The organism is Dysgonomonas sp. Marseille-P4361 (assembly GCF_900343125.1).
GTDB lineage: Bacteria > Bacteroidota > Bacteroidia > Bacteroidales > Dysgonomonadaceae > Dysgonomonas.
The window spans coordinates 359,982-384,949 of the sequence record NZ_OPYL01000001.1 but is presented as its reverse complement, the minus strand read 5'-3'; the positions used below and the strand labels follow the sequence as shown (position 1 = coordinate 384,949).

Sequence of the window (24,968 nt, the reverse complement as noted above, 5' to 3'; positions counted from 1 at the left end):
TTCTTAAATTAATTTGATTACCAACCTGGGTATTCTACATCAGGAGTTCCCCAGCCTTTATTTTGAGTTAAAACACCATCTGAAAGATCTATTTGAGATTCAGGAATAGCCCAAAAACCACCTGTAGCTTCATAACGTGCTTTATATCCGCCTCCAAAAGCTCTCATCTTGGTATCTATACCTCTGTTTTTAATATTTACACCTTCTTGTTTTGCTAACATTTCTCCTGCAATACCCCAACGCATGATGTCGAAATATCTTAAACCTTCGAAAGATAACTCCCAGCGTCTTTCATTTTGAATTGCAGTTAAAGAATAACCTATCGGCTTGAGACCTGCTCTTTTGCGAACAAGATTCATGCTTGTTGCATCTTCTTTTAGCTCAGAATGCATTAGCAATACATCAGCGAAACGGATTAATACAAGGTCTTGTGTATGTGCTAACTGCATTTCGTTTTTAGCTTCATCTTTTAGTGTTGCATACGAAGCGTAGAATTCGCCGTCTTTATAAGCTGAAATAGGCATATATTTCTTTTGCCAAAGTCCTGTTTCCTCCATTTGTTTGTCAGCTCCATAACTGTAAGAAGGAAGTTCTTGTTTTACATCAAGTACAGAAGCGAATAATCTGATGTCATTAGGCTCTGCTTTTTTCCACTCTGCAACTAAGTTAGGGTTAACTGGTCCTGCACCCCATCCTTGTCCATAAGGAAAAGTGTTTTCTGTACCATTATCGGCACGTAACCCAAAATGTAGCATATATTGATTTGAATACCCTGTTTGGAAGTCATTACCCCAGTCTACTGATGTTCCGAATTTTATGGCAAATACAGTTTCTTTATTTCCATCACCTTCCCACTGTAGGTTGTTCTTTGATACATATTCATAGTTTTTGGCTGTAAACTCATTTGTGTAAGGCCACAAGTTTCTAAAGTCGCTTACTAATCCATGTCCGCTATTTGTAATACAGTCTTCTAACCATTTTATTACTTCTGTTTTAGAAATGTTGCCCCCTTCTGGTAATGGCAGTGTGCTTTGTTTATAATAGCCGGTATAGAATAAGAACACTCTTGCCATTAAAGCCTCAGCCGCCCACTTTGTCGCATGTCCGGCAGTTGTTTCACTGTAATGACTTGAAGGGAGCATATCAATAGCATTTTTCAAATCTTGTGCTATTAATGCATAAACTTCGCTAGCTGGAGATTTAGGGAAATTACCTCCTAATGAATGAGTAATAAGAGGAATCTCTCCAAACATTTGTGCTAACTCAAAATAGAACAAAGCTCTCATGAAATAGGCTTCACCCTTGTATCTGTTTTTATGGTTCTCATCTGTCCATCCCTCGCATTGTTCCAAAGTCTCTAACGCAAAGTTAGCTCTGTAGATTCCGGTATATTTTGCTTTCCAGAAAGGTCTGAAACGGTCTGCCTTAGTATTCATAAAGTGATCTAATCCTTGCATGTCGCGGTCGTTCTCGCCACCACCACCAAATCTATCATCTGAAGCTAACTCTGCCATGTAGAAGTGTGAGTGTTGACAATCTGTTACTGTCATGCTTAGCGTAGAATAAATACCAGTCAGCATTTGGTCAGCATCAGATATGTTAGTGGGGAAATTGCCTGTATCTTTCTCTGTATAATTTGTAGAATCCAGGAAGTCTTCACAACTGCTCATAGAAACAAGAGCAACTCCTATCATTAAATATTTTAATATATGTTTTTTCATTTTGTTTAGCGTTTAATAAGTTAAGTTGAATCCGATCATATAAGTTCTAGGGCTAGGGTAGAAACCTACATCGATACCCGAAGCCCAATCATGGCCGTATCCATATCCTACTTCAGGATCCATTCCTTTATAGCCTGTGATTGTAAATAGGTTTTGTGCTGCAAAATATATGCGAGCCTGGGCTAATGGAAGTTTTGGAAGTATTGTTTTCAGATCATAACCAAAAGTCAAATTCTGTAATTTTATATAATCAGCATCCTCTACTAGTAAATCTGAAATGTTTGTCCAGTTAGAATGTGCGCCACCTGTCAGTCTAGGATATCTGTTGCTAGTCCCTTCTCCATGCCATCTTTCAAATACTTCTGTCGTGTAATTTTGAAGAGGATTGTCTAAGAAGGAACGATAAGATTTAGCGATTTGATGCCCGAATGCACCTGTTGCAGTAAGAGCTAAATCAAAGCCTTTGTATGCAAAATTCATGCTGAATCCCATTCTGAATTTAGGATGAGGATTTCCAATTTGCACCTTATCTTCATCTGTGATGCTTCCGTCTCCATTTGTATCTACAAAGATTACATCACCTGGTTGTGCATTGCTAAGAACTCCTTTGCCTGCTGCTCTATATTCGTTTATTTGGGCCTGAGTTTGGAATAATCCATTGGTTTTGTAGCCATAGAAATATCCAATAGGATAACCTACTTGCACGCGGTTCATTTCTTTTGTTCCTTGAGCAAGAATATCTGTATCACCATGAATAATACCTTCTGTATTGGCTATTCTAGTTACTTCATTCTTGTTGTAAGAGAAGTTAAGATTTACTCCATATGAAAAATCGCTAACTCTATCATTCCAATCAAGGCCAACTTCAAATCCTTTATTCTCTACATCTCCTCCATTTACAAATGGAGCACCTGTACCGTATGAATCTAGGATTGGAGCCATTACTAACCAATCTTTGGTTGTTTTGTTATACCAGTCGAAGACAACGCCTAATCTGCTGTTTAAGAATCTCATATCTAATCCAATATTTAGCTGTTCTGATGTTTCCCAAGTAACCTCAGGGTTTGCTAAGATATTAGGGTAGCCTCCTTGCACTAAGGTTCCTTTATTATTACCCCAATAATATCCGTTTTTCATATCAAATGCGATAGTGGATAGATATTGGAAGTTATCTATATTGGAATTTCCGTTTTGCCCCCAACTAGCTCTTACTTTCAAGAAGTCTATTATAGAAAGAGTAGGCTCCATAAATTTCTCATTAGTCACTACCCAACCGGCAGAAACAGATGGGAAGTATCCCCAACGATGACCTCTTGCAAAGTTAGAAGATCCATCTGCTCGCATGATAACTGTTGCCATATAGGTCTCGTTTAGGTTATAGTTTACACGACCAAAGAAAGAGGCAAGTGAGCCATCTCCCCAAGGGTGTCCACTAAGTACCATGTTGGCACTGTTCTTATTAGTAGTATTACTAATCCATGCATTAGCCCAAGATCCAGGAAAATTTGAGTTTGTATTTACTATTCTCATTTCACTTCCTCTTCCCCATTTTTCAACAGATTGTCCTACTACTGCATCAAAAGAGTGCATGTTTACCTTGAGAGCATAAGCTAATGTGTTTTCTAAAGACCAGCTGTGTCCCATTGAAGATGATTGTTGAACTAGGTCATCTGTGTTTTTTACTGTTGTTGATAGGTTATAAGTAGGCTTGTACTGTCTGTAATTAGAGTTGTCATTTTTATATCCAAAGCTTGTTCTGAAACGTAAATTCTTAATAGGTTGTATCTCTGCATAAATGTTAGCATGCAGATTATAGCTTTTGTTTTGATTCTGTCCACGTTGATAAACCATATCAGCTATGGGGTTTGCTGTAGGACCGTGTAAAGCCCAACTATCTGCCGTTTTGTCATCTTGGTTATAGAAATCTCCTTTACTATTATAAATAGGTAATAGAGGGTTACCAACCATTGCATAACGAATATCATTCCCATATTGATTTCCAATACCTATACCTTGTTTTTTCGTATAAGAATAAGTCAAGCTTTCTCCTATTTTGATCGCATCAAAATCTTTTACTTTTAGAAGGACATGATCGGAATTAAGTCTGAATGTATATCTGTCCGCTTCAGGAGCAACAGGTTTACCCAGAACTCCTTCTTGTGTATTATAAGATAACCCTAATGAGAATTTAGATTGTTCATTGCCTCCATTTAAATTTATAGAGTGATTCTGAGTCAATGCATTTTTGTTTCTCATTTCTTCCATCCAGTTTGCCCCGCCCCAGGTTCCATTCATAAGAGCCTCATATTGTACTGGCACTTCTTTCGAAAAATCATATAAAGGTAGTCCATCGTTATGACGAGCCTCATTTATAATATTCATATATTCAAAAGGATTTAGCATATCCGGCATTTTATATACATTTTGCCAACCTACATAACCATCATAGCTTAATTGAAGTTTACCAGCCTTACCTTGTTTTGTAGTAACCAATATTACACCATTAGCAGCACGAGCACCATAGATTGCTGCTGATGCAGCATCTTTTAGGACATCAATGGATTCGATATCACTTGGGTTGAGGTTGTTGATGTTTCCGCCAGGTACTCCGTCAATTACATATAATGGAGCAGCATCACCCATTGTCCCTAAACCACGAATGTTTACCTTAAATCCTTCACCAGGCATCCCTGATGCTTGAGTGATGTTTACTCCCGGAGTTTTACTTTGCATTGCTCCAAGTACGCTTCCTGTACTCATACTTTGCAAACTCTCTCCATCTACCTGAATCGTAGCTCCGGTAACTAATTTTTTCTTTTGTACACCATAGCCTACTACTACTACTTCATCAAGCATATCTATGTTGTCTTGCATAGTAATATTAAGAGCTTTACCTAATTCTGTAACTTTGATTTCCTGAGTTACATATCCTACATAAGAGAAAACCAATACAATTGGCTCTTCAGTGGCCTTAAGGCTGAAAGCCCCATCAATATCGGTTACTGTACCTACGGTAGTCCCTTTAATCAGGACGTTAACTCCAATCAAAGGTTCACCACTAGTGTCTTTTACAATACCTGTGATTACTTTCTCTTGCACAACACTAAGTTTGTTGTCTGCTTCTGGCCCTTTAGCTGCATGGCTTACAGGGAAGAGCATCAGAAGTAATAGGAGCATAGTAGCTCCTTTAAGCTTCATCTTGTTCATTGTCTTTTGTTTATTAATGCTTTTCATGAATTTTAAATTTGACTGTTCCTTGGTAAAATTTAAGATTGTACACATAAGTGTTTTTTTCAACATCAAACATAGTTATTAATTTGATGCTATATAAACACTATTATATCTAATATTGATACTTTTTTGACTCTGTTTTTTTTAGTGTTAATGCTGGGATTGCAATAGCTTGCAGTAAAGCGCAAAAGATGCTCACCTTTTAAACAAATAAAAAAATAGAGTAACATGTTGTTAAAAAAGTATTACAAAATACAGAAAAGTGTAATTACGTTTGTTGTTTAATAATGACACCTTGGTACTGTTTAAGAAAAATACAACATAAGCACACTGAAAATGTGATTGTAGATCATTCCTGAAAAGGAAAAATAAAGACAAAAAATAATATCTAAAATTAAAAAATAATCATGGAAAGAGTATTCAAAAAAAGATTGAGTGCAATTACTGAGAATTATGAGAAATTGATTACTCGAAAAAATGAGCCTTTACTGCCAGGAAATGGAATCTTTGAAAGATATAAGTATCCGGTAATTACGGCTGATCATACTCCTGTATTTTGGCGTTATGATATGGACTCTAATACAAACCCGTACTTTATGGAACGTTTCGGTATAAATGGAACGTTTAATGCAGGAGCGATAAAATGGCAAGGCAAATATATAATGGTCGTACGTGTTGAAGGAAATGATAGAAAATCATTTTTTGCTATAGCTGAAAGTCCTAATGGCATAGATAATTTTCGCTTTTGGGATTATCCGATAACTATGCCTGAGACAGATATTCCTGATACTAATGTATATGATATGCGCCTGACTGCACACGAAGATGGATGGATATATGGGGTTTTCTGTACAGAGCGTAAAGATCCAAATGCTCCAGCTGGGGACTTGTCTTCTGCTGTAGCTGCTGCAGGAATAGCCCGCACCAAAAATCTTGTGAATTGGGAAAGATTGCCTGATCTGAAAACAAAGAGTCAGCAACGAAACGTAGTATTACATCCTGAATTTGTAGATGGTAAATATGCTTTATATACACGTCCACAAGATGGTTTTATTGATGCTGGAAGTGGAGGTGGTATTGGCTGGGCCTTGATTGATGATATTACTCATGCAGAAATAAAGGAAGAGAAAATTATTAATTTCCGTTACTATCATACCATCAAAGAATTGAAAAATGGAGAAGGTCCTCATCCAATAAAAACATCGAAAGGCTGGTTACATTTGGCTCATGGAGTGCGAGCATGTGCTGCAGGGCTAAGATATGTTTTATATCTTTATATGACGGATTTGAAACAACCCGATAAGTTAATAGCAGAGCCTGCTGGGCATTTGATGGCTCCTATAGGTGAAGAAAGAGTAGGCGATGTATCTAATGTATTATTTACAAATGGATGGATCGCAGATGAGGATGGTACCGTTTTCTTATACTATGCTTCAAGCGACACACGGATGCATGTGGCAGTTTCTTCTGTAGATAGGTTGGTAGATTATTGTTTAAATACAGCAGCAGATGGTTATAGATCTACTACTTCTGTAGAAACATTAAATTCTCTTATTCGAAAAAATTTAAAGATTAGTCATAAATCGTAGATATACAATATGTTATGATTCAATAAGTGCCAAATGAAACATATCTAATAATTTAACATGAGTAAACTTTTCAAATTAGTAACAGTAAGTATAGTTCTTTTTTCAATTAGTTCGGGGATAAATCTATTTGCTCAAAAGCAAATGACAGCTAGCTCTCCAGACAAAAAAATAGCTGTAGATATTTCTGTAGGAGATATCATCGAATACTCTATCTCTCATGACGGAGATCTGATGCTAGATAAATCTCCAATATCGATTATGTTGGAAGGGGGGAAATCTTTTGGAGTAAAATCTAAATTTTCAGGTTCATCTAAAAAAACGGTAAATCAGTTGATCGAAGCTCCTGTTTATAAGCGTAAGTCTATCGTTGATAACTATAATGAACTTACGCTTAAGTTTCGTGATGGCTTCAACCTAATTTTCAGAGTGTATAATGATGGTGTTGCTTACCGTTTTGTATCCACACTGAAAACTCCTTTTAAAGTGCTTGACGAACAGGCAGTTTTTAATTTTCCCACAGACGCTAAAGCATATATTCCTTATGTGCAGCTACAACGTGAGTCTTTAGAATCTCAAATGTTCACATCTTTTGAAAACACTTATGAATATATTAATATCTCAAACTGGAACAAAGATCGTTTAGCTTTCTCTCCTCTGGTTGTAGAAGGAGTTAAAGGAAAAAAGGTGTGTATTGCAGAGTCTGACCTTATCGATTATCCGGGTATGTTTCTTTACAACGGGGATGCATCAAAGAGTATAAAGGGAATGTTTGCTCGTCACCCGAAAGGGCTTGAACAAGGAGGGCATAATATGCTGCAGGACTTAGTGAAATCGCGTGAAAACTATATTGCTACATATGATAAAGGAAATGTAGAGTTTCCTTGGCGTGCAATAGCAATATCAGAGCAAGATCATCAGCTTGCCGATAATGATATGGTTTACAAATTGGCGACACCAGCTTCTGATGTGAATGATTTTTCGTGGGTAAAACCAGGTAAAGTAGCATGGGACTGGTGGAACGATTGGAACCTGTATGGAGTAGATTTCAAGACTGGAATTAATAACGAAACATATAAGTATTATATTGATTTTGCTTCTGATCAAGGCATTGAATATGTTATTCTCGACGAAGGGTGGTCTGTTAAATTACAAGCAGATTTATATCAGGTTGTTCCAGAAATCAATTTGAGAGAACTTGTTTCTTATGCAAAGAGTAAAAATGTAGGAATTATATTATGGGCAGGATATTATGCTTTCAATAAGGATATAGAAGGATTATGTAAACATTATTCTGAAATGGGAGTTAAAGGCTTCAAGGTTGACTTTATGGATAGAGATGATCAACCAATGGTTAATTTCCATTACCGTGCAGCCGAAATTGCCGCAAAATATAATATCATGCTCGATTATCATGGGAGTTATAAACCAACTGGACTACAACGCACATTCCCTAATGTGATTAACTTTGAAGGAGTACATGGTTTGGAGCAGATGAAATGGGCAGAGCCTTCAGTAGATCAGGTAACATATGATGTTACTTTCCCTTTCATCCGTATGTTGGCAGGACCTGTAGATTATACTCAGGGTGCAATGCGTAATGCTACAAAAGGAAATTTCCGTTCAATAAACAATGAGGCTATGAGTCAAGGAACACGTTGCCGACAATTGGCTGAATATGTAATTTTTGAGTCTCCTATAAATATGCTGTGTGACAATCCATCTAATTACTTGCGTGAACCGGAATGCACCAAATTTATTGTTGATATTCCAACTGTATGGGATAATACAATAGCATTGAATGGTGAGATTGGGCAATATGTTACTATCGCTCGTCAAAAAGGAGATGAATGGTATTTAGGTTCAATGACAAATTGGGATGCACGAACATTAGAATTGGACTTATCGTTTTTAGGGGAAGGAAACTACAAAGCAGAAGTCTTCAAAGATGGAGTGAATGCAGGTAAAGTAGCTAGAGATTACAAAAAAGAAATAGTAGATATTCCAAACAGCAGGAAAATGACAATAGAAATGGCTCCAGGAGGAGGTTATGCTATGAAAATATATAAATCTTTATAAGTGTAGTTGTATTATTCTGTAATAATCTATAGTTTAACATACTTTTACTAAGAAAAACAAAAAGCTAAATAAACCTCTATCCGAGAGGGTTAATCAAATTACCATGAATACAAAAATAACATTAAAGGAAAAGATAGGCTATGGTTTTGGGGATATGGCATCTTCCATGTTTTGGAAGATATTTGGAATGTATTCCCTATTTTTTTATACCGATGTCTTTGGGATAACAGCTGCTGCTGCAGGAACTATGTTTTTGGTGGCAAGGGTGTGGGACTCATTTTTCGATTTATTTGTGGGCATCCTTGCCGACCGTACAAAAACTCGTTGGGGAAGGTATAGACCTTACCTTTTGTGGTTTGCTATTCCTTTTTCTGTAATGGGGGTTATCACATTCTTTGTTCCCAGCTTTGGAGCTACAGGTAAACTTGTATATGCTTATATTACATATTCACTGATGATGATTGTGTACTCACTCATCAATGTTCCTTATGCATCCTTGTTAGGAGTGATGTCTGCAGACTCTCAGGAACGCAATGTCCTCTCTTCATATCGTATGTCTTTTGCATTCATAGGTAGCTTTATAACCTTCATGTTGTTGCAACCTTTGGTAGATGCTTATGCAGAATTATTTGATTCGGGGAGTATAAATCAAATTCAGGCAGTAACAAATGTAGTAAACGAATCTACGATCAATACTTCTGGCATTGGTTGGACTTTAGGTGTGGCTTCCATTGGGATTATTTGTTCTATCTTATTTTTCTTTTGTTTCAAATGGACTCGAGAACGAGTAGAACCTATAAACGAGGAAGAGAATACTTCTGTGAAGCAAGATCTAAAGAACCTTTTTAGTAATGCTCCCTGGTGGATTCTGGTAGGAACAGGGTTGGCTGCTTTGTTATTCAATGCAGTACGAGATGGTGTTGCAATCTATTATTTTCGAGACTATGTACAAATAAATTACCGTGTTCCCCTGACTGGGTGGGATATTACAACGGTTTACTTTCTTGTCGGACAAGCAGCTAATCTAGTCGGAGTTATTTTGGCTCCCATTTTATCATCTAAATATGGAAAGAAGAGAACTTATATGATTGCCATTGCCGGTGCAGGTGTATTCAGTGCAATATTTTATTTTATACCTAACAGTCTGGCATGGATTTTATTACTCCAGACAGTAATTTCACTTTGTGCTGGATATGTATTACCCCTTCTTTGGAGTATGTATGCAGATATAGTGGATTATCAAGAGTTAAAAACAAATAGACGAGCTTCTGGTTTGATTTTTTCATCGTCATCTATGTCTCAAAAGCTGGGTTGGGCTTTAGGAGCTGCACTTACCGGATGGATACTTTCTATCTTTAAGTATAATCCCGAAATAATACAACAAAGTGCTGATACTATTTTTGGAGAACGTTTGATGATCAGTATTATACCATCAATATGTTGTATAATTGCTTTCTTTGGGATGATGGCTTATCCTCTGACTGAAAAAAAGGTAAAAGAGATCGCTGCCCAACTGGATGCTAAACGTATAAAAACAGAATAAGAATATGGAAGGATTTAAGAAAGAGCTTACAAATAATATTCTGTCTTTTTGGATCAATAAAATGCAAGATGATGAGTGTGGCGGTTTTTATGGGTGTATTGATGGCAAAAATGAATTGCATAAAACTGCCAATAGAGGAGTTGTACTGAATGCTAGAATACTCTGGACTTTTTCGGCTGCATATCGTATTCTAAAAGAAGAACAATATCTGAAGATAGCACATCGTGCATACCACTATTTGGTCAACTATTTTATAGATAAACAATATGGAGGTGTATATTGGGAGTTGGACTATAAAGGACAAGTAGTAAATTCTAAGAAACAGACTTATGCACAAGGCTTTGCTTTGTATGGCTTCTCTGAATATTATCGAGTAACTAAGGATGAAGGAGCTCTTGAGCATGCAAAGACTCTTTTTCATCTTATCGAAAAATATAAAGATCATCAATATGGCGGCTATTATGAAGCATTCACTCAAGATTGGCAACCAATAGAAGATATGCGTTTGAGCGATAAGGATGCTAACGAGAAGAAGTCGATGAATACACACTTGCACATTCTAGAACCATATACCAATCTGTTGAGAATATGGAAAGATGAGAAATTGAAACAAGCTCAGCAGAAGCTTATTGGCGTATTTATAGAGGAAATAGTGAACCGGAAGAACTATCATTTACACCTTTTCTTTGAAGAAGACTGGAGAGTGAAATCGACTGCTATCTCGTACGGACATGATATAGAGGCTTCTTGGTTGCTCTATGAAGCAGTAGAAGTATTAGCTGAACCAAAATTGCAAGAACAAGTTAAACAGTTGAGTTTGCAAATAGCAGATGCAGCTACTAAAGGCTGTCTTGCAGATGGCAGTATGGTCTACGAAAAGGAAGGTGCGGATGTAGATGCAGAACGACATTGGTGGGTGCAAGCAGAGGCTGTTGTTGGCTTTATGTATGCTTACAAAAACTCAGAAAAGGAATCTTATCTAGTACAAGCAAGCCAAACATGGAAATACATTCAGCGTGAAATAATTGATAACGAGAATGGAGAATGGGTTTGGAGTCGGTTAGCTGATGGAAGTATCAATGAAAAGGAAGATAAAGCAGGTTTCTGGAAATGTCCGTATCATAATAGTAGAATGTGTATGGAGATGATAGAAAACTTTAATTTAGACTAATAATTTAATCCTATATTAATATCATATGAAAAATATATGCTTACTATTCTTTGCCATTGTAGTGTGTCTCACTGCATGTGACAATAAAACAACAAAGCCTATTATGCAACCTATAGATAAAAATGCAACTAAAGAAACGCAAGAGCTTTATAATAAATTCTTCAATTTGAGAGAAAAGGGTATAATGCTGGCTCATCAGGACGCTTTGGCTTATGGACACGATTGGTACAAAGAGCCAGGAAGAAGCGATGTGAAAGACGTTACTGGAGATTACCCGGCTATTATTGGATGGGAGTTAGGACATATAGAACTGGGAGTGGAATATAATCTGGATTCTGTCTATTTCTCAGATATGCGAAACTATATAATAGAAACTAATAGAAGAGGAGGTATTACCACTGCTAGCTGGCATGTCGATAATATAGCAACCGGAAATACTTCATGGGACTGCGAACAAGATACAGTTGTTCGATCTGTTCTGCCTAATGGCGTGCATCATACTCAATACTTGAAATGGATGGATCGCCTAGGAGATTTTTTCCTTAGTCTGAAAGATGATAATGGACATTTGATTTCTATTGTGTTCAGAATGTATCACGAACATACTGGTGGCTGGTTCTGGTGGGGTAACAGACAATGTACTCCCGAAGAATATAAAAAACTATGGGTGATGACTGTAGAATATTTTAGAGATAAAAAATCGGTTCATAATCTTATCTATGCTTATTCCACAGCAACAGTAAAAACTGAAGAAGAGTTTTTTGAACGCTATCCAGGTGACGAATATGTCGATATCTTAGGTTTTGATTGTTATACAAGTAATGAACCTGAAGCATTGGTAAACTACAAGAAAGATATGGATTTTAATATCAAAGTTGTAACTGATCATGCAAATAAAACAAACAAGATAGCTATCGTAGGAGAAACAGGAATGGAATCTATTCCTAATACGGCTTATTTTACTGAAGTTGTACATCCTATTATCAGTAAATATAATATTAGCTGGATTCTTTTCTGGAGGAATGCTTGGGAAGCGGATAAACCTAATCACTACTATATACCATTCAAGGGACATCCTGCCGCTGATGATCTTATCAAGTTTGTAGAAAAAGATAATATACTAATGAATCAGGATATAAAGTGATGGTAAATAAGAGATTTATAACTATGAAGAAATTAGCAATATTACTTACAATTGGAATCCTATTTATGTGTTGTGCAAAAAATCAACAACAAGATGGAGTAGTCTCAGAATTTATTACGCAAGAAAAAGGTCGCTTTTTTAAAGGAGATAAACCTTACTATTTCATCGGGACTAACTATTGGTATGGAGCGATTCTAGGCTCAACAGGTCAGGGAGGAAACAGAGAAAGATTGGGAAAAGAACTTGATTTCATGAAAGCAAATGGTATTACTAACCTTAGAGTTCTGGTAGGGGCAGATGGTCCTTCGGGACAGGAGGTGAAGATAAGACCTAGCCTTCAGCTTGCTCCGGGGGTATATAATGATACTATTTTTGAAGGCTTAGACTACCTTATGGTAGAATTAGGAAAAAGAGAGATGCATGCAGTACTATTCCTCAATAATAGCTGGGAATGGAGTGGAGGTTATGGACAATATCTGAGTTGGGCAGGTGAGGGAGATGTTCCTCCCAAAGGAGTACACGATTGGCCTGTTTTTGTTGAACATGTAGCTAAATATGCTGCATGCGATGCTTGTCATGAGCTGTTCTTCAACCACGTAAAGCATGTAATGACTCGAATTAATCGTTATACAGGCAAGAAATATACGGAAGATCCGGCAATTATGTCTTGGCAAGTAGGTAACGAACCGCGTGCCTTCAGTGACGAGGCTAAACCATTGATGGCTAAATGGCTTAAAAATACGACTGCATTAATGAGATCATTGGATCAGAATCATTTAATATCGATAGGTTCTGAAGGCTCTTGGGGTTGCGAAATGGATATGAATCTATTCGAAGAAATACATGCAGATAAGAATGTTGATTATCTGACTATGCATGTATGGCCTAAAAACTGGAGTTGGATAGATATCAGCCAGATTCCGCAATCGGTAGATGTAGCTATAGAAAAAACAAATGAATACATGCAGAAGCATATACAAATGGCACAAAAACTGAAAAAACCAATAGTAATGGAAGAATTTGGTTTCCCCAGAGACAATCATAAGTATACCCTTGATGATCCGGTGACAGCGCGTGATCGATACTACGCAAATGTATTCGAACAGGTAGTTTCAGCCTTTCAATCGGAAGGAGTATTAGCCGGATGTAACTTCTGGGCATGGGGAGGATTGGGACGCCCATCCCATGAGTTTTGGAAACCATGGGATGATTACGTAGGCGACCCGGCACAAGAAGAACAAGGGTTGAACTCTGTCTTTGATACTGATAGTACAATTGGAGTTATTAAACAATTTGCAAGTCAGATCAAATAAAAAATATTAATCCTAAAATGAATAACCATCTATTACCATATGAAATAGATGGTTACTCGCTTCTTATAATCTTTAATAAACAATAGGAATGACGAATAATAACAAATCTTTAATTTTGTTCTTCTCCATATTTATTTATCTGTTTTTCTCTTCATGTTCAAAAACCGAAAATCAGAAGTTTAAGGAAAGAGAATTTATTCCGTTGGGCGGAATATGGGAGACTAATATTGGTGAGATAAATTTGCCTGGGACAGTAGATGAAAGTAAGCTCGTTCCTCGTAATACAGATACTTTAAATACAGGTCAGTTAACAAGGCTATATCCTTATGAAGGAAGGATGAAATATGTTCGTGAGATAGAAGTTCCGGTAGCATCTGCACATAAACATTGGAGACTAATTATGGAGCGAACCAAACCATCTACAGTCTGGATTGATGGGGATAGTATCGGAAGTTCTTCGCTCATCCTTTCGCCACAGATTTATAATATAGGTAAGTTAATAGAAGGGAAACATACTATCTGTATAGAAATAGATAATAGCGAATCATCCGTCCCTGATGGGATAAAAGGCTCTCATGCTTGGACAAATGCAACTCAAACAAACTGGAATGGTGTAATTGGTAAATTCGGACTTGAAGGATATGATGAAATATTGCTCGAATCGGTAAAAGTATATTCTAATACACAATCAAATCTTATTCCTGTAGAGGCTCAAATATATTCAGCCCAAAACTTAACAGCTGTACTTAAAATTAAGGGTTATACTTGGAATACAGACAAAAAAATAACTTTACCCGAGCAAGAAATAAAGTTGGATCTGGCGAAAGGGGATAGCCTGTATAAATTCAATATATCTCTTGGCAAGGAGAAAGTTCTTTGGAGTGAATTCGATCCAGCCTTGTATAAGGTTAACTTTTCGTTAATAGCAGAGAACAAAGCAGAGGATTTCTTAACACTGGATTTTGGTGTAAGAGAATTTGCGACTAAAGGCACTCAGTTTACGATTAACTCATTGAAAACTTTCTTGAGAGGTAAACACGATGGTTGTGTATTCCCTTTAACAGGCTATCCTCCTATGGAGAAAGATGAGTGGATACGTCAATTTCGAATTTCGAAACAATATGGGATCAATCATTACCGTTTCCATTCATGGACTCCTCCCAAAGCTGCATTTGAGGCGGCAAATGAGGTTGGTATATACATGCAGACAGAATTGCCATATTGGGGTGCTTTGGAGAAAGGGGACAAAGAGCTTAATCACTTCTTAATCAATGAAGGAGTGCATATCTTAGAAGCATATGCTGATAACCCATCTTTTGTAATGATGGCTCTTGGAAATGAATTGGGAGGAGATGTAGATTGTATGAAAGAGATGGTTTCTGTGTTTAGAACTTTAGATAACAGACCTCTGTATTCTTTTGGAGCAAATAATTTTTTGGGAACTGCGGGACAGCAGAAAGAAGAAGATTTCTTTGTTACTTGTAGAGTAGGAGGGCAAGTTGGCTCTGCTGATTACAGCAAACATACCCGTTCTACATTCTCTTTCGCTGACGCTAAAGATGGAGGATATATGAATGGAACTTATCCTAATACCTATAAAAGCTTTGCAGAGGCAATCTCAGATTGTAGTATTCCTGTAATAAGTCACGAAAATGGACAGTTTCAAAGTTATCCTGATTATAATCAAATCTCAAAGTATGAGGGTGTACTCTACCCTTACAATTTGGAAGTGTTTAGAAAGAGATTGGCTGAAAACGGATTGTCTCATCAAGCAGAAGACTTTCATAAGGCAACTTCTCGTTTCGCAGCTATTTGCTACAAGGAAGATATTGAGGTGTGTTTAAGAACAGCAGGGCTTGGAGGTTTTCAAGTTCTGGATTTGCAAGATTATCCAGGACAAGGAAGCGCCTATGTCGGTATTCTGGACACTTTTATGGATAATAAAGGAGGTATAACTGCAGAAGAATTTCGCGGTTTTTGTTCAGAAATAGTGCCCCTTGCTCTTTTTCAAAAATTCACATGGAATAATGACGAGGTATTTACAGCTGATCTTAAATTGTTTAATTATTCATCTGGATCTATAGAAAAAGAGAAGCTATCATGGTCTTTAATCACTCTGTCAGATAATCATCTGATACAAAAAGGAACTTATACTGTAAATGTACCACAAGGTGCAGTTTCAGAAATAGGAAAAATACAAGTAAAATTAAAAGATATAGAAAAGGCTACACAGCTTAAACTATCATTGCAGATAGGAGAGCAAGTAAATAGCTATAATTTATGGGTGTATCCTAGAAAATTGGCTGGAATAAAGTCTTCTGATATTGCAGAAACAACATCGTTGACTGAAGCTATAAGAGCGTTGCAAAGGGGGAAGAGTGTATTGTTGACTCCAAATGCAGAAGATATAGCCTCTCTATCTGTAGGAGGTCTATTTACTCCCGATTATTGGAACTATGCAATGTTCAAAAATATATCAGAGTATCTAAAACGAGATGTATCTCCAGGTACACTCTCTTTATTAACAGAGGAAGCACATCCATTATTTGAGAATTTTCCGACAGAATTCCACACAAATTGGCAATGGTGGTCTATTCTTAGAAATGCACATCCTTTTATATTGAATCATACAGCTAAAGATTTTCAACCTATTGTTCAGATTATAGATAATATAGAGCGAAATCACAAGCTAGGACTGATTTTTGAAGTAAAGGTAGGAAACGGAAAGTTGTTGGTGAACACATGTAATCTGGAGAAGATCCAAGACAAGCCCGAAGGAAGGCAGCTTAAGTATGCAATGCTATCTTACATGAGCTCGTCTAAATTTGAACCCAAAACATCTATTTCTGAAGAGAAACTGAAACAATTATTTAGCTCAACAATAGAGGATAGAAAAATTATTGGAGTAAAGAATATTACTACTTATCAATAGGGTTAGTGTTGTAAAATAATTTGAGTAATCTCTAAGGAGGTTGCTCTTTCTCTTTTTAAGTTTAGAAAGACACCTTAATAGGGAGTTTGATTCTGTCTCATAGTCATTTGAATTTCCATACTGTAAATGAGATAAATATTTCTGCAACAAGAAGTAGAATACTATATTCCTTCCTTTTTAATCAAATTAATTCTTGACGTTTCAATGGAGTAAGAGTATCCTAAGGCAAAAAGATTTTATCATACATGGTATTTATTAGGCTTTCTATATTCACTAAAGTGAAAAACGAGAAATAAAGCATCTGTTATTTATGTTGATAGGGCAAATTTTATATCTTTGTTTGTAGAAAAGTTGCTCTTTGTATGTTGTGCAGAATAAAGTAAAACTTAGAAGTTCGCTCGTTTCTAAACTATGCACCTAAAAAGCAAGAACGGGTAAAATGGCGTAAATGGCTGACCCATTGGTGCGAACTTCATTAATCTTCTCTCCGCTGCAAGCAGTAAAAAAGCAAAATATTGTGTATTTCGGAAGACTTTCCGTTACGAATGCGTTACCTGTTTTTGTATTGCAGTAACTATTCAAACAACGGATTTTCCCATGAAAGAAGAAGGATTTTTGTCCATATTGGGTCTTGTTCTTCTGTTGTGTGGGAAACAAGTCTGAATCCGGTTTTTTATTCACTGAATCACAATTTCTTGCGTAACATTGATTAGCTCTATAACAGTTAATTTTGTAACCTGTAAAAGAGTTAATTATGACAGAAGTAAAAGTAAATTTCTACCTCAAGCGAAATGAGGAGAAAGCGGACGGAACAGTTCCCGTTCTGGGACGTATTCGCATTGGAAAATCAATGGTACAGTTCAGTGCCAAAGTGAGTATTCCTGTATCCCTTTGGGATACCAAGTCGGGCAGAGCTACCGGCAAGAGCAAGACCGCCCTCTCCATTAACGCCTCCCTGAACAAAATCTGTGTCGCCATCCATTCCGCTTACAGGGATTTGTCGGTGAAAAAAGAAAACGTATCCGCCGGAGAGGTGAAGAATGCGTTTCAAGGTATTGCATCCGAGCAGGACACTCTTGTCAAATACTACGAAGCACACAATCAGTCTTTCCTGAAAAATGTCGGTGTTAATCGGTGCATGGAAACCTACAAACGTTATGGCATCTCTCTTAATCACCTGAAACGCTTCATGCGAAAGAAATATAATGTAAGCGATATGTCATTTCAGGCATTGACCCCATCGTTTGTTGCCGATTATGATTATTACTTGCGTGTGGAACTCCGCTTCGCTCCCCAAACAATTGTGAATACAATTTGCCAGTTACGCAGAATCATAAAAATAGCTATCAACAACGGACTACTCCGCAATGACCCGTTTCTTGGCTATGAGTATATTACACAGCCTATTGTTCCCAAATCCCTGACTGCAGCGGAACTGCAAACGCTGATAAAAGTGAAGCTATCCCGCCAGAATTTGAATTTCATCCGAGATATGTTTTTGTTTTCTTCGTTTACCGGCATTGCGTTCAGTGATATGCGTAACCTGACCGAGAAAAATCTATCTACAGCTGAAGATGGTATCCGGTGGGTGCATCTCAGAAGAAAGAAGACCGGTGCGCCTTGCCATATTCCACTATTGGAAATTCCGATACAGCTAATCGAAAAATATAGGAGATTAGCGAAGGATGGCAAACTATTCCCCATGATTAGTTGCAGTAAGACCAATATCTACCTGAAACGAATCGCCAGTGAATGCTCTATAAATAAGCGAATTACCTTTCATATGGCGAGACATTGCTATGCCAGCGTAGTGACTCTCTCTCAGGGAGTTCCACTGGAAACGGTAGGCGAATTGCTCGGACATACCGATTGGAGAGCCACCCGTATCTATGCTCAGGTAAACAATGAGAAAATCGACGAAGATATGAAACTTCTGAACAAACGATTGTCCGGCAAGTTTCATTTGGCGAATAGCAATGTACCGTCATAAGGGAGGAGGATAACATGAAGAGCAACAATAATAGAAACAAGAATAAGAGCAATCAATCCAATACCGCTTATAGTACTTTCGCTGTTCTGTTTTACATCAACCGACAGAAGATAAAGAAAAACGGTATGTGTCCATTGATGGGAAGAGTATCTATCAACGCTGAAATTGCTCAATTCTCAGCAGGGGTAGACATAGACCCGTCATTATGGGATGCGAAGGCATATTGTATGACAGGTAAAAGCCGTCATGCTATCGAAGTGAATCATCAGATTAAGCAGTTGAGGGAAAGGATTGACCGGTATTATAAGCAGATACTGGACGAGCAGGGATATATTACGGCAGAGCTTGTAAAAAATGCCGTGAGCGGTATCGGGAGAAAAAAGGAGAACCTGTTGGAACTCTTTTGGGAGCATAATGAGGAGTATGCCAAGCAAGTTGGTGTTACCCGTTCCGGTGAATCCCTTCGGAATTATATCTCTGTATATAAGCAGACAGAGCGTTTCTTGCAAGTTCATTACGGTATAGAAGATATTCCATTACGGCAGTTAGAACTATCATTTATCGAAAAGTTCGATTCATTTTTGCGTATTGAGCAGGGATTCACCGCTCATACGGTTTCCGGCTATACGATAATTCTTCGGAAGATGATTCGGCGGGCGATCAGTCAGGGGACATTGCACAAGAATCCTTTTGCCGCCTATATCCCTGAACAGCCTCCCCGTAAACGCAGGCACATGACACAGGATGAATTGGAAAAATTCATGAATATTCCGGTTGTATCCAAACGCTTATGTCATTCACGAGATATGTTCATCTTCGCTACGTTTACCGGCTTGTCGTATGCGGATATGTGTAATCTCTCGGAGGAGAATATTCATAAAGGGAAGAACGGCAGCTTTTGGATTCGCATCAACAGGCAAAAAACCGGTGTCCGGTGTGATATTCCCTTATTGGACATCCCTTTACAAATCATTGAGAAGTATAAACCGGAACGAAAAGGAGACAAGTTATTCAATATGGTAACGCTCCCTCGTGTGGCTGTCAATCTGAATAAGGTTGCCAAATTATGCGGCATAGAGAAACGAATTACCTACCATCAAAGTCGCCATAATTTTGCGACCCTAATCACTCTGTCCAAGGGAGTTCCGTTAGAAACGGTCAGTCAGATGATGGGACACAAATGTTTCCGCACCACCCAGATTTATGCCAAACTTACACGGCAAAAAATCAATGAGGATATGAAGAAACTTAGCGATCGCATTGGTCAGAAATATAAATTACCTGATAATAACGACAAAAGCAAATAAAGATATGGGAAACAGTATGATTAAAATAGAGAATGGTTTTGTACAGATTCCTCAGTCCACTGAAATCTGGATGACACAGCACCAGCTTACCGATTTGTTCGGATGCTTTGTAAGCAAAATAAGTGCAAATGTTCGGGCAATACTGAAAACCGGAGTATTGGATGAAAGCAAGGTTTGCCGAATCTATTATTATAAGAATGGCAATAGCGTTGAAGAATATAGCTTGGAAATGATTATCGCTCTTTCGTTTCGGATTCAATCGAGGAATGCGGAAACTTTTCGGAAGTATCTGTTTAAGAAGTTATCTAAACCGGAAATTCCTGAAATACTGATAAGGAACATTCAAAATTCAATATTGAATTGAACAGATTTTTTTCAAACGAGGACGGCAGGTTATCTACATTAAAGCCTGCCGTTTTTTTATAGTCCCTTCTCATCTGAACACAAAGAAAAAAGAAGGAAATAAAACGACAAGGCTAAACCCTACGGGTATTTTGCCAAATCTTCCTTTTTCGCCGGACGAAAAAGAGTATTTATCAAAATAGCCTTGTCTTATTTATTCTCCTTCCATTAAGAGGTGTTTATCAGTCGAAAAAGGAAAAATTATTCGTACTTTCCTTATGTGGAGCGACTACCCCAACTTCTCCCGATACCCATCTTCCAACAATTTCTCAATATCCGAACAGCGATAGAGGATTTTCCCCCCCAGCTTGATGTAAGGGATTCGTCCCTCGTTCCGATAATCCTGCAAACTCCTTCTGCTCAACTTCAATTTCTCGGATAGTTCTTCATCCGTATAGAAGCTGTCGCCGTTCAGGGTTGGTTTGCGGGAGGAGAATAATTTCTCTACTGCGACAGATATCCGTTCGAGCGTAAGAAAAAATCCCTTGACTCTCTCGTTGCTCTCTCTTGTAATTAACTGATTGCTCATGATGTTACTCCTTTCTTTTTATGTTAAACTTGATTTTCATCTCATTCTAATTTTTCATATAGCTACCCCAGTCGCCGATACATAATCCGTATGGATATTTTTCTTCCGTTAAAAGATAGTGTTTCGTACCCATACAGACATAACAACCGTTTTCGTCCGACTCTATCTTATGGCAAGAGAAGTCGCCACGCCCGTAATCCCTGTCATAGCTATAGGTAAGCAGATAGTAGTTACTGTCATAATCCCGAAAAAATATACACATCGGGATTACCGTTTATGCTTTCCCAACCGCCTTGCCAAGAGAACAGGTGATTGAAGCCTGATTGATATTCTTCTTCCGGTCTCATAGTTGTTTCCCTTTATACTTTGCTTGCTTCCGTTTTTCTTCCACTATCGGAACAATTCGAAGAATGTCCTCCGGTTTATAATAGGTCTTATGGCTGATTTGGGTGTACGCCAGCGTTCCATTGTCCCGAAGTGTTTGCAATGTCCGCTTCGAGATATTCAGGAGCTGACATACGTCCTGATTATCCAACCACTCTTTCATATCCTTATCTCCATGCAAGCGGGAGAGTTTCTCTATCCGGCTTGCAAAATCTTCGAATTTCGAGAGCATCGCCTCGAATGTTTCCGCATCAACATTAATGATTTGCATAGTCTTGTTATTTAATATATAATTCAAATTTTCTTTGTTCTTGCTCAAAATTACAGTGTCTGTTTAGCGCCTGAAAGAATTCCGTTTCGTATGCAACCGGATACAGTATTTTTCTACCGTGTCGTCTCTTTCGGTGGTGCTGCCTTCACCGTTTCGCCAACGAAGTAAAGCAGAATTGTCCGCTATTCAATGGCTTTTCAATCAGGTGGCAGCATGTGGCACCGATTTGGCATAGAGTGGCGTCGAAGTCCTGTAAAATTGCGTTCGTCCAATACGAAGAAAAACAGAAAAATTCATATCCCAATGGCTCGGAAACCATATGCGTACTTGTGGCTGGGAGTGGCTTCAAAGTTTCTATAATTCATATAATCCACTTTCAAAAATCAGAGTGCATTATTGGTACACCACAATCAAATCGGAAAATCGGTGCAGTCTGAACCGATTGCAGGGTAAGCAAGGTAGAAAGTTATTGCGGATTATTTCATATAAACCCATTCTGTTCAGCCTGCTGATTAATAGTCGTTTATTTGCTGTCGATAATCGGTTTTCCATAGCATGGGAAGCCATAGTAATAATTTTCTAAACACAGTATGGTATGAGTAGTAAGCAAACAGAAAGCCGTAAAGGCAAAGTACAGATTCCAGATGGTTGGTTGCCAACTTCGGGAGAAGAGAAAGATGGATTTGTAAAACCAACCAATAAGGAATTGGAGGAAGTATTTCAAAAGGCGGTTGAAAGAGAAGTTGCCGGTAACGGTATCGGCACCGGTGAAACTATCCAACCGAACGAAGCGGACGATACTATGGATAGTTTGCAAACCGAAGCAGGAGTATCAACCGAAGTGGAACAACCGCCTATCCCAACGGTAATATCCAAACGCAGTACCACTAAGCAGCGAAAAGAATCGCTTGAAGAGTATCGGCAAACATTTCTAACTGTTCCCAAACTTGAAGACCGCAAGCCTGTCTTTATCAGCCGTGAAGTTCGGGACAGGATAGATGAGATAGTCCACCGCTTGGGTGGTAGAGGGCGGAGCGTGTCGGGCTTTATTGAGAATCTTGCCCGCCACCATTTAGCGACATATCAGGATGATGTCGAGGGATGGAAGAAGCTTTAATAGTTGGCTTCTACCATTTGAAGAGTAAGCCTGTATCGTTTATGGCTTACTTCTCTAACGGAACATGGAATGTTCGGTAGCAAGGTAATCGCACGGGTAACCCGAAATTCGCCTGCGGCTCTTTCTTGTTACTCCTGTGCATACCTTGCCCTGCGGGGCAGTGACCATACCTAATGCGCCCGATGGTTGCAACCAGTAAGGTCACTTCACAACCGACTGATCCGCTCCCGATGGTCACTCCAGCAGTCTGTTGTGTGAACGCCTTCGCTCAATCTCCCGATGGTCGCTTTCGCTTCGGCTTAAATGAATATTTTCAATCAAAATATTATCGAAAATAAGGAAGAACATAAAGCAAAATCCGGTCGTCCTCTAAAAGAGGAGACCAAGCTAACCCGGTCAATTAACCTGAAATTGACCGAGGATGATTATGCTTTATTGAAAGAGAAAGCCGAGAAACTGGGAATGAAAGCGACACAATATGCACGGGAAATGGCTCTCAAAGGAAGAGTAAAATCCCGTTTTACGATAGAGGAGCTTGACCTGATGCGTAAACTTTCAGGTATAGCGAATAACCTGAATCAGATTACAAAGCTTGCCCATCAAAGAGGATTATATATGGTAACAGAAGTTCTCATCGAAATTATTGACAAAATCAAAAGCCTGTTCCATGATCGCTAAAAATATCAAGGGGAAATCATTCAAGGGCTGTGTATCCTATGTGATGCACGAAGGGGCAACTTTGCTTGAAGCCGAAGGCGTTTGGGCAGAGGCGAAAGAAGATATTATCCGCAGTTTCGCCATGCAGCGTTCTGGCAGGAAGGAAGTCAAACAGCCTGTCGGGCATATCCCTATTGCCTTTTCTCCAGAAGATAAGCATAGAATGACCGATGATTTTATGGTGCAGTTAGCCAAAGAATATATGCAGGAAATGGGTATTGGCAACACCCAATATATCATTGTTCGACACCATAACACGGAGAATCCACACTTGCATATTGTCTATAACCGAATCAATAACGACCTTAAACTTATCTCTGTGAACCACGATTACAAACGAAATATCAAGGTTTGTAAGAAGCTAAAAGACAAATATAAGCTCACTTATGGCAAGGATAAAGAGAAAGTCAAGCGGGAGAAATTGAAGAATCCTGATAAGGCGAAATATTACATCCATGATGCGATTAAATCTGTTCTGCCGGATTGCAAGAACCCTACCGACCTGAGATTTGCTCTTGAAAAGTACGGAATCGAGATTGATTATAAGTTTAAGCGAGGCTCAAATGAGATTCAGGGTGTATCATTCAAATATGAGAATATTGCTTTCAAAGGCTCTGAGGTGGACAGAAAATATAGCTTCGGGAATCTGAAAAAGGAGTTCCAAAAGAACCTTTTGGAAGAAAACAAGCGAATAGAGGAAGTATATCTACGGCAACAAGCAGAGCAAAAAGCAAAACAGGAAGCCGAGGCTAAAGCCAAACAAAAAAACCAAAGCGAGCCGAAACTTCCGTCCATAGGAGGTGTTGAATTGATGCCTGAGCAATGGCAAACATTAAAAGAAGGTGGGGATGTTTATCTTGAAAATATGAACCGCAACGATGGAAGTGGCAAGTTTTCTTCTTATGTTTTCTTGGATGATGAAAAGAAGAAAGCCTTATTCAGCGACAAGAATCCCGATGGATTTGTCAAATACGGTAGATACGAAATGCGTATTCGGGATAAGATACTTATAGAAAATGGGTATATCACTAAGGCTAAAGTGAAATGGTGGGGTATGGGAAGTTATGCTAATCCTTACTTATGGAAAGAGAATAAATCTGATTCCGATTATAAAGAATCGTGGAGCGACCCACGGTTACCGAAAGCTACAAAAGAAGAGCAAAAGCCAAAACGACCTGTCGTTCAGCAGAAGAAGAGAGAGAGGAAGAGGTAAACAATGCCATGCTTAAAGTACGTGTTTTGGTAATATGTTGAAAAGTTACTGATATTGAACACGAAAACTTTCGATAAAAATCAATATATTTGCGTTTAAAATCAACAGATGAGAGCGATGAAACCTATTAATCGGATTAAAATTGTGTTAGTTGAAAAGCAAAAAACCGGCAAATGGCTGGCAGAACAACTCGGAAGGGATCCTGCAACAGTATCTCGGTGGTGCTCAAATACCATGCAACCTCCAATTGAAACATTTGCAAAAATAGCTGAGTTGTTGAATGTAGATGTAAAAGATTTATTAAATAGTAGCAAATAG

At 38.2% G+C, this 24,968-nt stretch carries 21 protein-coding genes; 15 read left to right on the top strand and 6 right to left on the bottom strand.

Going from position 1 to position 24,968, the window contains the following annotated elements:
• Positions 1-17: 17 nt before the first annotated feature.
• Positions 18-1,721, bottom strand: coding sequence for a RagB/SusD family nutrient uptake outer membrane protein (locus DHU68_RS01585; RefSeq protein ID WP_108821213.1), 1,704 nt, complete (start codon positions 1,719-1,721; stop codon positions 18-20).
• Between the two features lie 12 nt (positions 1,722-1,733).
• Positions 1,734-4,955 (bottom strand): TonB-dependent receptor, encoded by a 3,222-nt coding sequence (locus tag DHU68_RS01580; RefSeq protein WP_108821212.1) that lies wholly within the window; start codon positions 4,953-4,955, stop codon positions 1,734-1,736.
• Between the two features lie 404 nt (positions 4,956-5,359).
• Here DHU68_RS01580 and DHU68_RS01575 point away from each other — a divergent pair, with 404 nt between their 5' ends.
• The 10 genes from DHU68_RS01575 to DHU68_RS01530 all read left to right on the top strand — a co-directional run bounded on the left by DHU68_RS01575 (position 5,360) and on the right by DHU68_RS01530 (position 20,381).
• Complete coding sequence (locus DHU68_RS01575) at positions 5,360-6,541, top strand: glycosidase (RefSeq protein ID WP_108821211.1); 1,182 nt, start codon at positions 5,360-5,362, stop codon at positions 6,539-6,541.
• Positions 6,542-6,598: 57 nt separating this feature from the next.
• Positions 6,599-8,617 carry a glycoside hydrolase family 97 protein gene (locus DHU68_RS01570; protein ID WP_108821210.1) on the top strand — a complete coding sequence of 673 codons (2,019 nt, stop codon included), beginning with the start codon at positions 6,599-6,601 and terminating at the stop codon, positions 8,615-8,617.
• A 103-nt stretch (positions 8,618-8,720) separates the two neighbouring features.
• Complete coding sequence (locus DHU68_RS01565; protein ID WP_108821209.1) at positions 8,721-10,160, top strand: MFS transporter; 1,440 nt, start codon at positions 8,721-8,723, stop codon at positions 10,158-10,160.
• Positions 10,161-10,164: 4 nt separating this feature from the next.
• The gene (locus DHU68_RS01560) at positions 10,165-11,331 is read left to right on the top strand and encodes an AGE family epimerase/isomerase (RefSeq protein ID WP_108821208.1); all 1,167 of its coding nucleotides are present in this window, start codon (positions 10,165-10,167) and stop codon (positions 11,329-11,331) included.
• A gap of 25 nt (positions 11,332-11,356) precedes the next feature.
• On the top strand, positions 11,357-12,475 hold the full coding sequence (locus tag DHU68_RS01555) for a glycoside hydrolase family 26 protein (RefSeq protein ID WP_108821207.1): 1,119 nt from the start codon (positions 11,357-11,359) through the stop codon (positions 12,473-12,475).
• A 23-nt stretch (positions 12,476-12,498) separates the two neighbouring features.
• Positions 12,499-13,788, top strand: a complete 1,290-nt coding sequence (locus DHU68_RS01550) for a beta-galactosidase (protein WP_108821206.1) — start codon at positions 12,499-12,501, stop codon at positions 13,786-13,788.
• An 88-nt stretch (positions 13,789-13,876) separates the two neighbouring features.
• The gene (locus DHU68_RS01545; RefSeq protein WP_108821205.1) at positions 13,877-16,720 is read left to right on the top strand and encodes a glycoside hydrolase; all 2,844 of its coding nucleotides are present in this window, start codon (positions 13,877-13,879) and stop codon (positions 16,718-16,720) included.
• Positions 16,721-17,474: 754 nt separating this feature from the next.
• A complete protein-coding gene (locus DHU68_RS01540) occupies positions 17,475-18,710 on the top strand; it encodes a site-specific integrase (RefSeq protein WP_108821204.1) in 1,236 nt (411 codons plus the stop codon).
• A 14-nt stretch (positions 18,711-18,724) separates the two neighbouring features.
• Positions 18,725-20,017, top strand: coding sequence for a site-specific integrase (locus DHU68_RS01535; RefSeq protein WP_108821203.1), 1,293 nt, complete (start codon positions 18,725-18,727; stop codon positions 20,015-20,017).
• Between the two features lie 4 nt (positions 20,018-20,021).
• Positions 20,022-20,381, top strand: coding sequence for a protein-tyrosine kinase (locus DHU68_RS01530; protein ID WP_108821626.1), 360 nt, complete (start codon positions 20,022-20,024; stop codon positions 20,379-20,381).
• Between the two features lie 267 nt (positions 20,382-20,648).
• Here the strand turns inward: DHU68_RS01530 and DHU68_RS01525 are convergent, their stop codons facing one another.
• Genes DHU68_RS01525 through DHU68_RS01515 form a run of 4 tightly spaced genes read right to left on the bottom strand, consistent with a single transcriptional unit; the run spans position 20,649 to position 21,603 of the window.
• Complete coding sequence (locus DHU68_RS01525; protein ID WP_108821202.1) at positions 20,649-20,948, bottom strand: helix-turn-helix domain-containing protein; 300 nt, start codon at positions 20,946-20,948, stop codon at positions 20,649-20,651.
• Between the two features lie 46 nt (positions 20,949-20,994).
• Positions 20,995-21,210, bottom strand: coding sequence for a hypothetical protein (locus DHU68_RS01520; RefSeq protein ID WP_255412402.1), 216 nt, complete (start codon positions 21,208-21,210; stop codon positions 20,995-20,997).
• Complete coding sequence (locus DHU68_RS14305) at positions 21,185-21,295, bottom strand: DUF3876 domain-containing protein (protein ID WP_255412401.1); 111 nt, start codon at positions 21,293-21,295, stop codon at positions 21,185-21,187. The genes DHU68_RS01520 and DHU68_RS14305 overlap by 26 nt, the downstream gene beginning before the upstream one ends.
• Positions 21,292-21,603 (bottom strand): helix-turn-helix domain-containing protein, encoded by a 312-nt coding sequence (locus tag DHU68_RS01515; protein WP_108821201.1) that lies wholly within the window; start codon positions 21,601-21,603, stop codon positions 21,292-21,294. The genes DHU68_RS14305 and DHU68_RS01515 overlap by 4 nt, the downstream gene beginning before the upstream one ends.
• A gap of 189 nt (positions 21,604-21,792) precedes the next feature.
• On the opposite strand from DHU68_RS01515, the gene DHU68_RS14110 reads away from it, so the two are divergent.
• The 5 genes from DHU68_RS14110 to DHU68_RS01495 all read left to right on the top strand — a co-directional run bounded on the left by DHU68_RS14110 (position 21,793) and on the right by DHU68_RS01495 (position 24,968).
• Positions 21,793-21,963, top strand: a complete 171-nt coding sequence (locus tag DHU68_RS14110; RefSeq protein WP_160111039.1) for a hypothetical protein — start codon at positions 21,793-21,795, stop codon at positions 21,961-21,963.
• A gap of 235 nt (positions 21,964-22,198) precedes the next feature.
• Complete coding sequence (locus DHU68_RS01510) at positions 22,199-22,720, top strand: DUF3408 domain-containing protein (RefSeq protein WP_108821200.1); 522 nt, start codon at positions 22,199-22,201, stop codon at positions 22,718-22,720.
• A 303-nt stretch (positions 22,721-23,023) separates the two neighbouring features.
• Positions 23,024-23,398, top strand: coding sequence for a plasmid mobilization relaxosome protein MobC (gene mobC, locus DHU68_RS01505; protein ID WP_185117484.1), 375 nt, complete (start codon positions 23,024-23,026; stop codon positions 23,396-23,398).
• Positions 23,388-24,650 carry a relaxase/mobilization nuclease domain-containing protein gene (locus tag DHU68_RS01500; RefSeq protein WP_108821199.1) on the top strand — a complete coding sequence of 421 codons (1,263 nt, stop codon included), beginning with the start codon at positions 23,388-23,390 and terminating at the stop codon, positions 24,648-24,650. Before mobC ends, DHU68_RS01500 begins: the two co-directional genes overlap by 11 nt.
• 108 nt (positions 24,651-24,758) lie before the next feature.
• Positions 24,759-24,968 (top strand): helix-turn-helix transcriptional regulator, encoded by a 210-nt coding sequence (locus DHU68_RS01495; protein ID WP_108821198.1) that lies wholly within the window; start codon positions 24,759-24,761, stop codon positions 24,966-24,968.

Bases quoted from the DNA above. Each gene is read 5' to 3' on its own strand.
- DHU68_RS01580 (WP_108821212.1), bottom strand. From the start codon at position 4,955: ATGAAAAGCATTAATAAACAAAAGACAATGAACAAGATGAAGCTTAAA.
- DHU68_RS01535 (WP_108821203.1), top strand. From the start codon at position 18,725: ATGAAGAGCAACAATAATAGAAACAAGAATAAGAGCAATCAATCCAAT.
- DHU68_RS01585 (WP_108821213.1), bottom strand. From the start codon at position 1,721: ATGAAAAAACATATATTAAAATATTTAATGATAGGAGTTGCTCTTGTT.
- DHU68_RS01520 (WP_255412402.1), bottom strand. From the start codon at position 21,210: ATGTGTATATTTTTTCGGGATTATGACAGTAACTACTATCTGCTTACC.
- DHU68_RS01570 (WP_108821210.1), top strand. From the start codon at position 6,599: ATGAGTAAACTTTTCAAATTAGTAACAGTAAGTATAGTTCTTTTTTCA.
- DHU68_RS01550 (WP_108821206.1), top strand. From the start codon at position 12,499: ATGAAGAAATTAGCAATATTACTTACAATTGGAATCCTATTTATGTGT.
- DHU68_RS01565 (WP_108821209.1), top strand. From the start codon at position 8,721: ATGAATACAAAAATAACATTAAAGGAAAAGATAGGCTATGGTTTTGGG.
- DHU68_RS14110 (WP_160111039.1), top strand. From the start codon at position 21,793: ATGGCTTTTCAATCAGGTGGCAGCATGTGGCACCGATTTGGCATAGAG.
- DHU68_RS01560 (WP_108821208.1), top strand. From the start codon at position 10,165: ATGGAAGGATTTAAGAAAGAGCTTACAAATAATATTCTGTCTTTTTGG.
- DHU68_RS01510 (WP_108821200.1), top strand. From the start codon at position 22,199: ATGAGTAGTAAGCAAACAGAAAGCCGTAAAGGCAAAGTACAGATTCCA.
- DHU68_RS14305 (WP_255412401.1), bottom strand. From the start codon at position 21,295: ATGAGACCGGAAGAAGAATATCAATCAGGCTTCAATCACCTGTTCTCT.
- DHU68_RS01540 (WP_108821204.1), top strand. From the start codon at position 17,475: ATGACAGAAGTAAAAGTAAATTTCTACCTCAAGCGAAATGAGGAGAAA.
- DHU68_RS01555 (WP_108821207.1), top strand. From the start codon at position 11,357: ATGAAAAATATATGCTTACTATTCTTTGCCATTGTAGTGTGTCTCACT.
- DHU68_RS01525 (WP_108821202.1), bottom strand. From the start codon at position 20,948: ATGAGCAATCAGTTAATTACAAGAGAGAGCAACGAGAGAGTCAAGGGA.
- DHU68_RS01575 (WP_108821211.1), top strand. From the start codon at position 5,360: ATGGAAAGAGTATTCAAAAAAAGATTGAGTGCAATTACTGAGAATTAT.
- DHU68_RS01500 (WP_108821199.1), top strand. From the start codon at position 23,388: ATGATCGCTAAAAATATCAAGGGGAAATCATTCAAGGGCTGTGTATCC.
- DHU68_RS01515 (WP_108821201.1), bottom strand. From the start codon at position 21,603: ATGCAAATCATTAATGTTGATGCGGAAACATTCGAGGCGATGCTCTCG.
- DHU68_RS01545 (WP_108821205.1), top strand. From the start codon at position 13,877: ATGACGAATAATAACAAATCTTTAATTTTGTTCTTCTCCATATTTATT.
- DHU68_RS01530 (WP_108821626.1), top strand. From the start codon at position 20,022: ATGGGAAACAGTATGATTAAAATAGAGAATGGTTTTGTACAGATTCCT.
- DHU68_RS01495 (WP_108821198.1), top strand. From the start codon at position 24,759: ATGAGAGCGATGAAACCTATTAATCGGATTAAAATTGTGTTAGTTGAA.
- mobC (WP_185117484.1), top strand. From the start codon at position 23,024: ATGAATATTTTCAATCAAAATATTATCGAAAATAAGGAAGAACATAAA.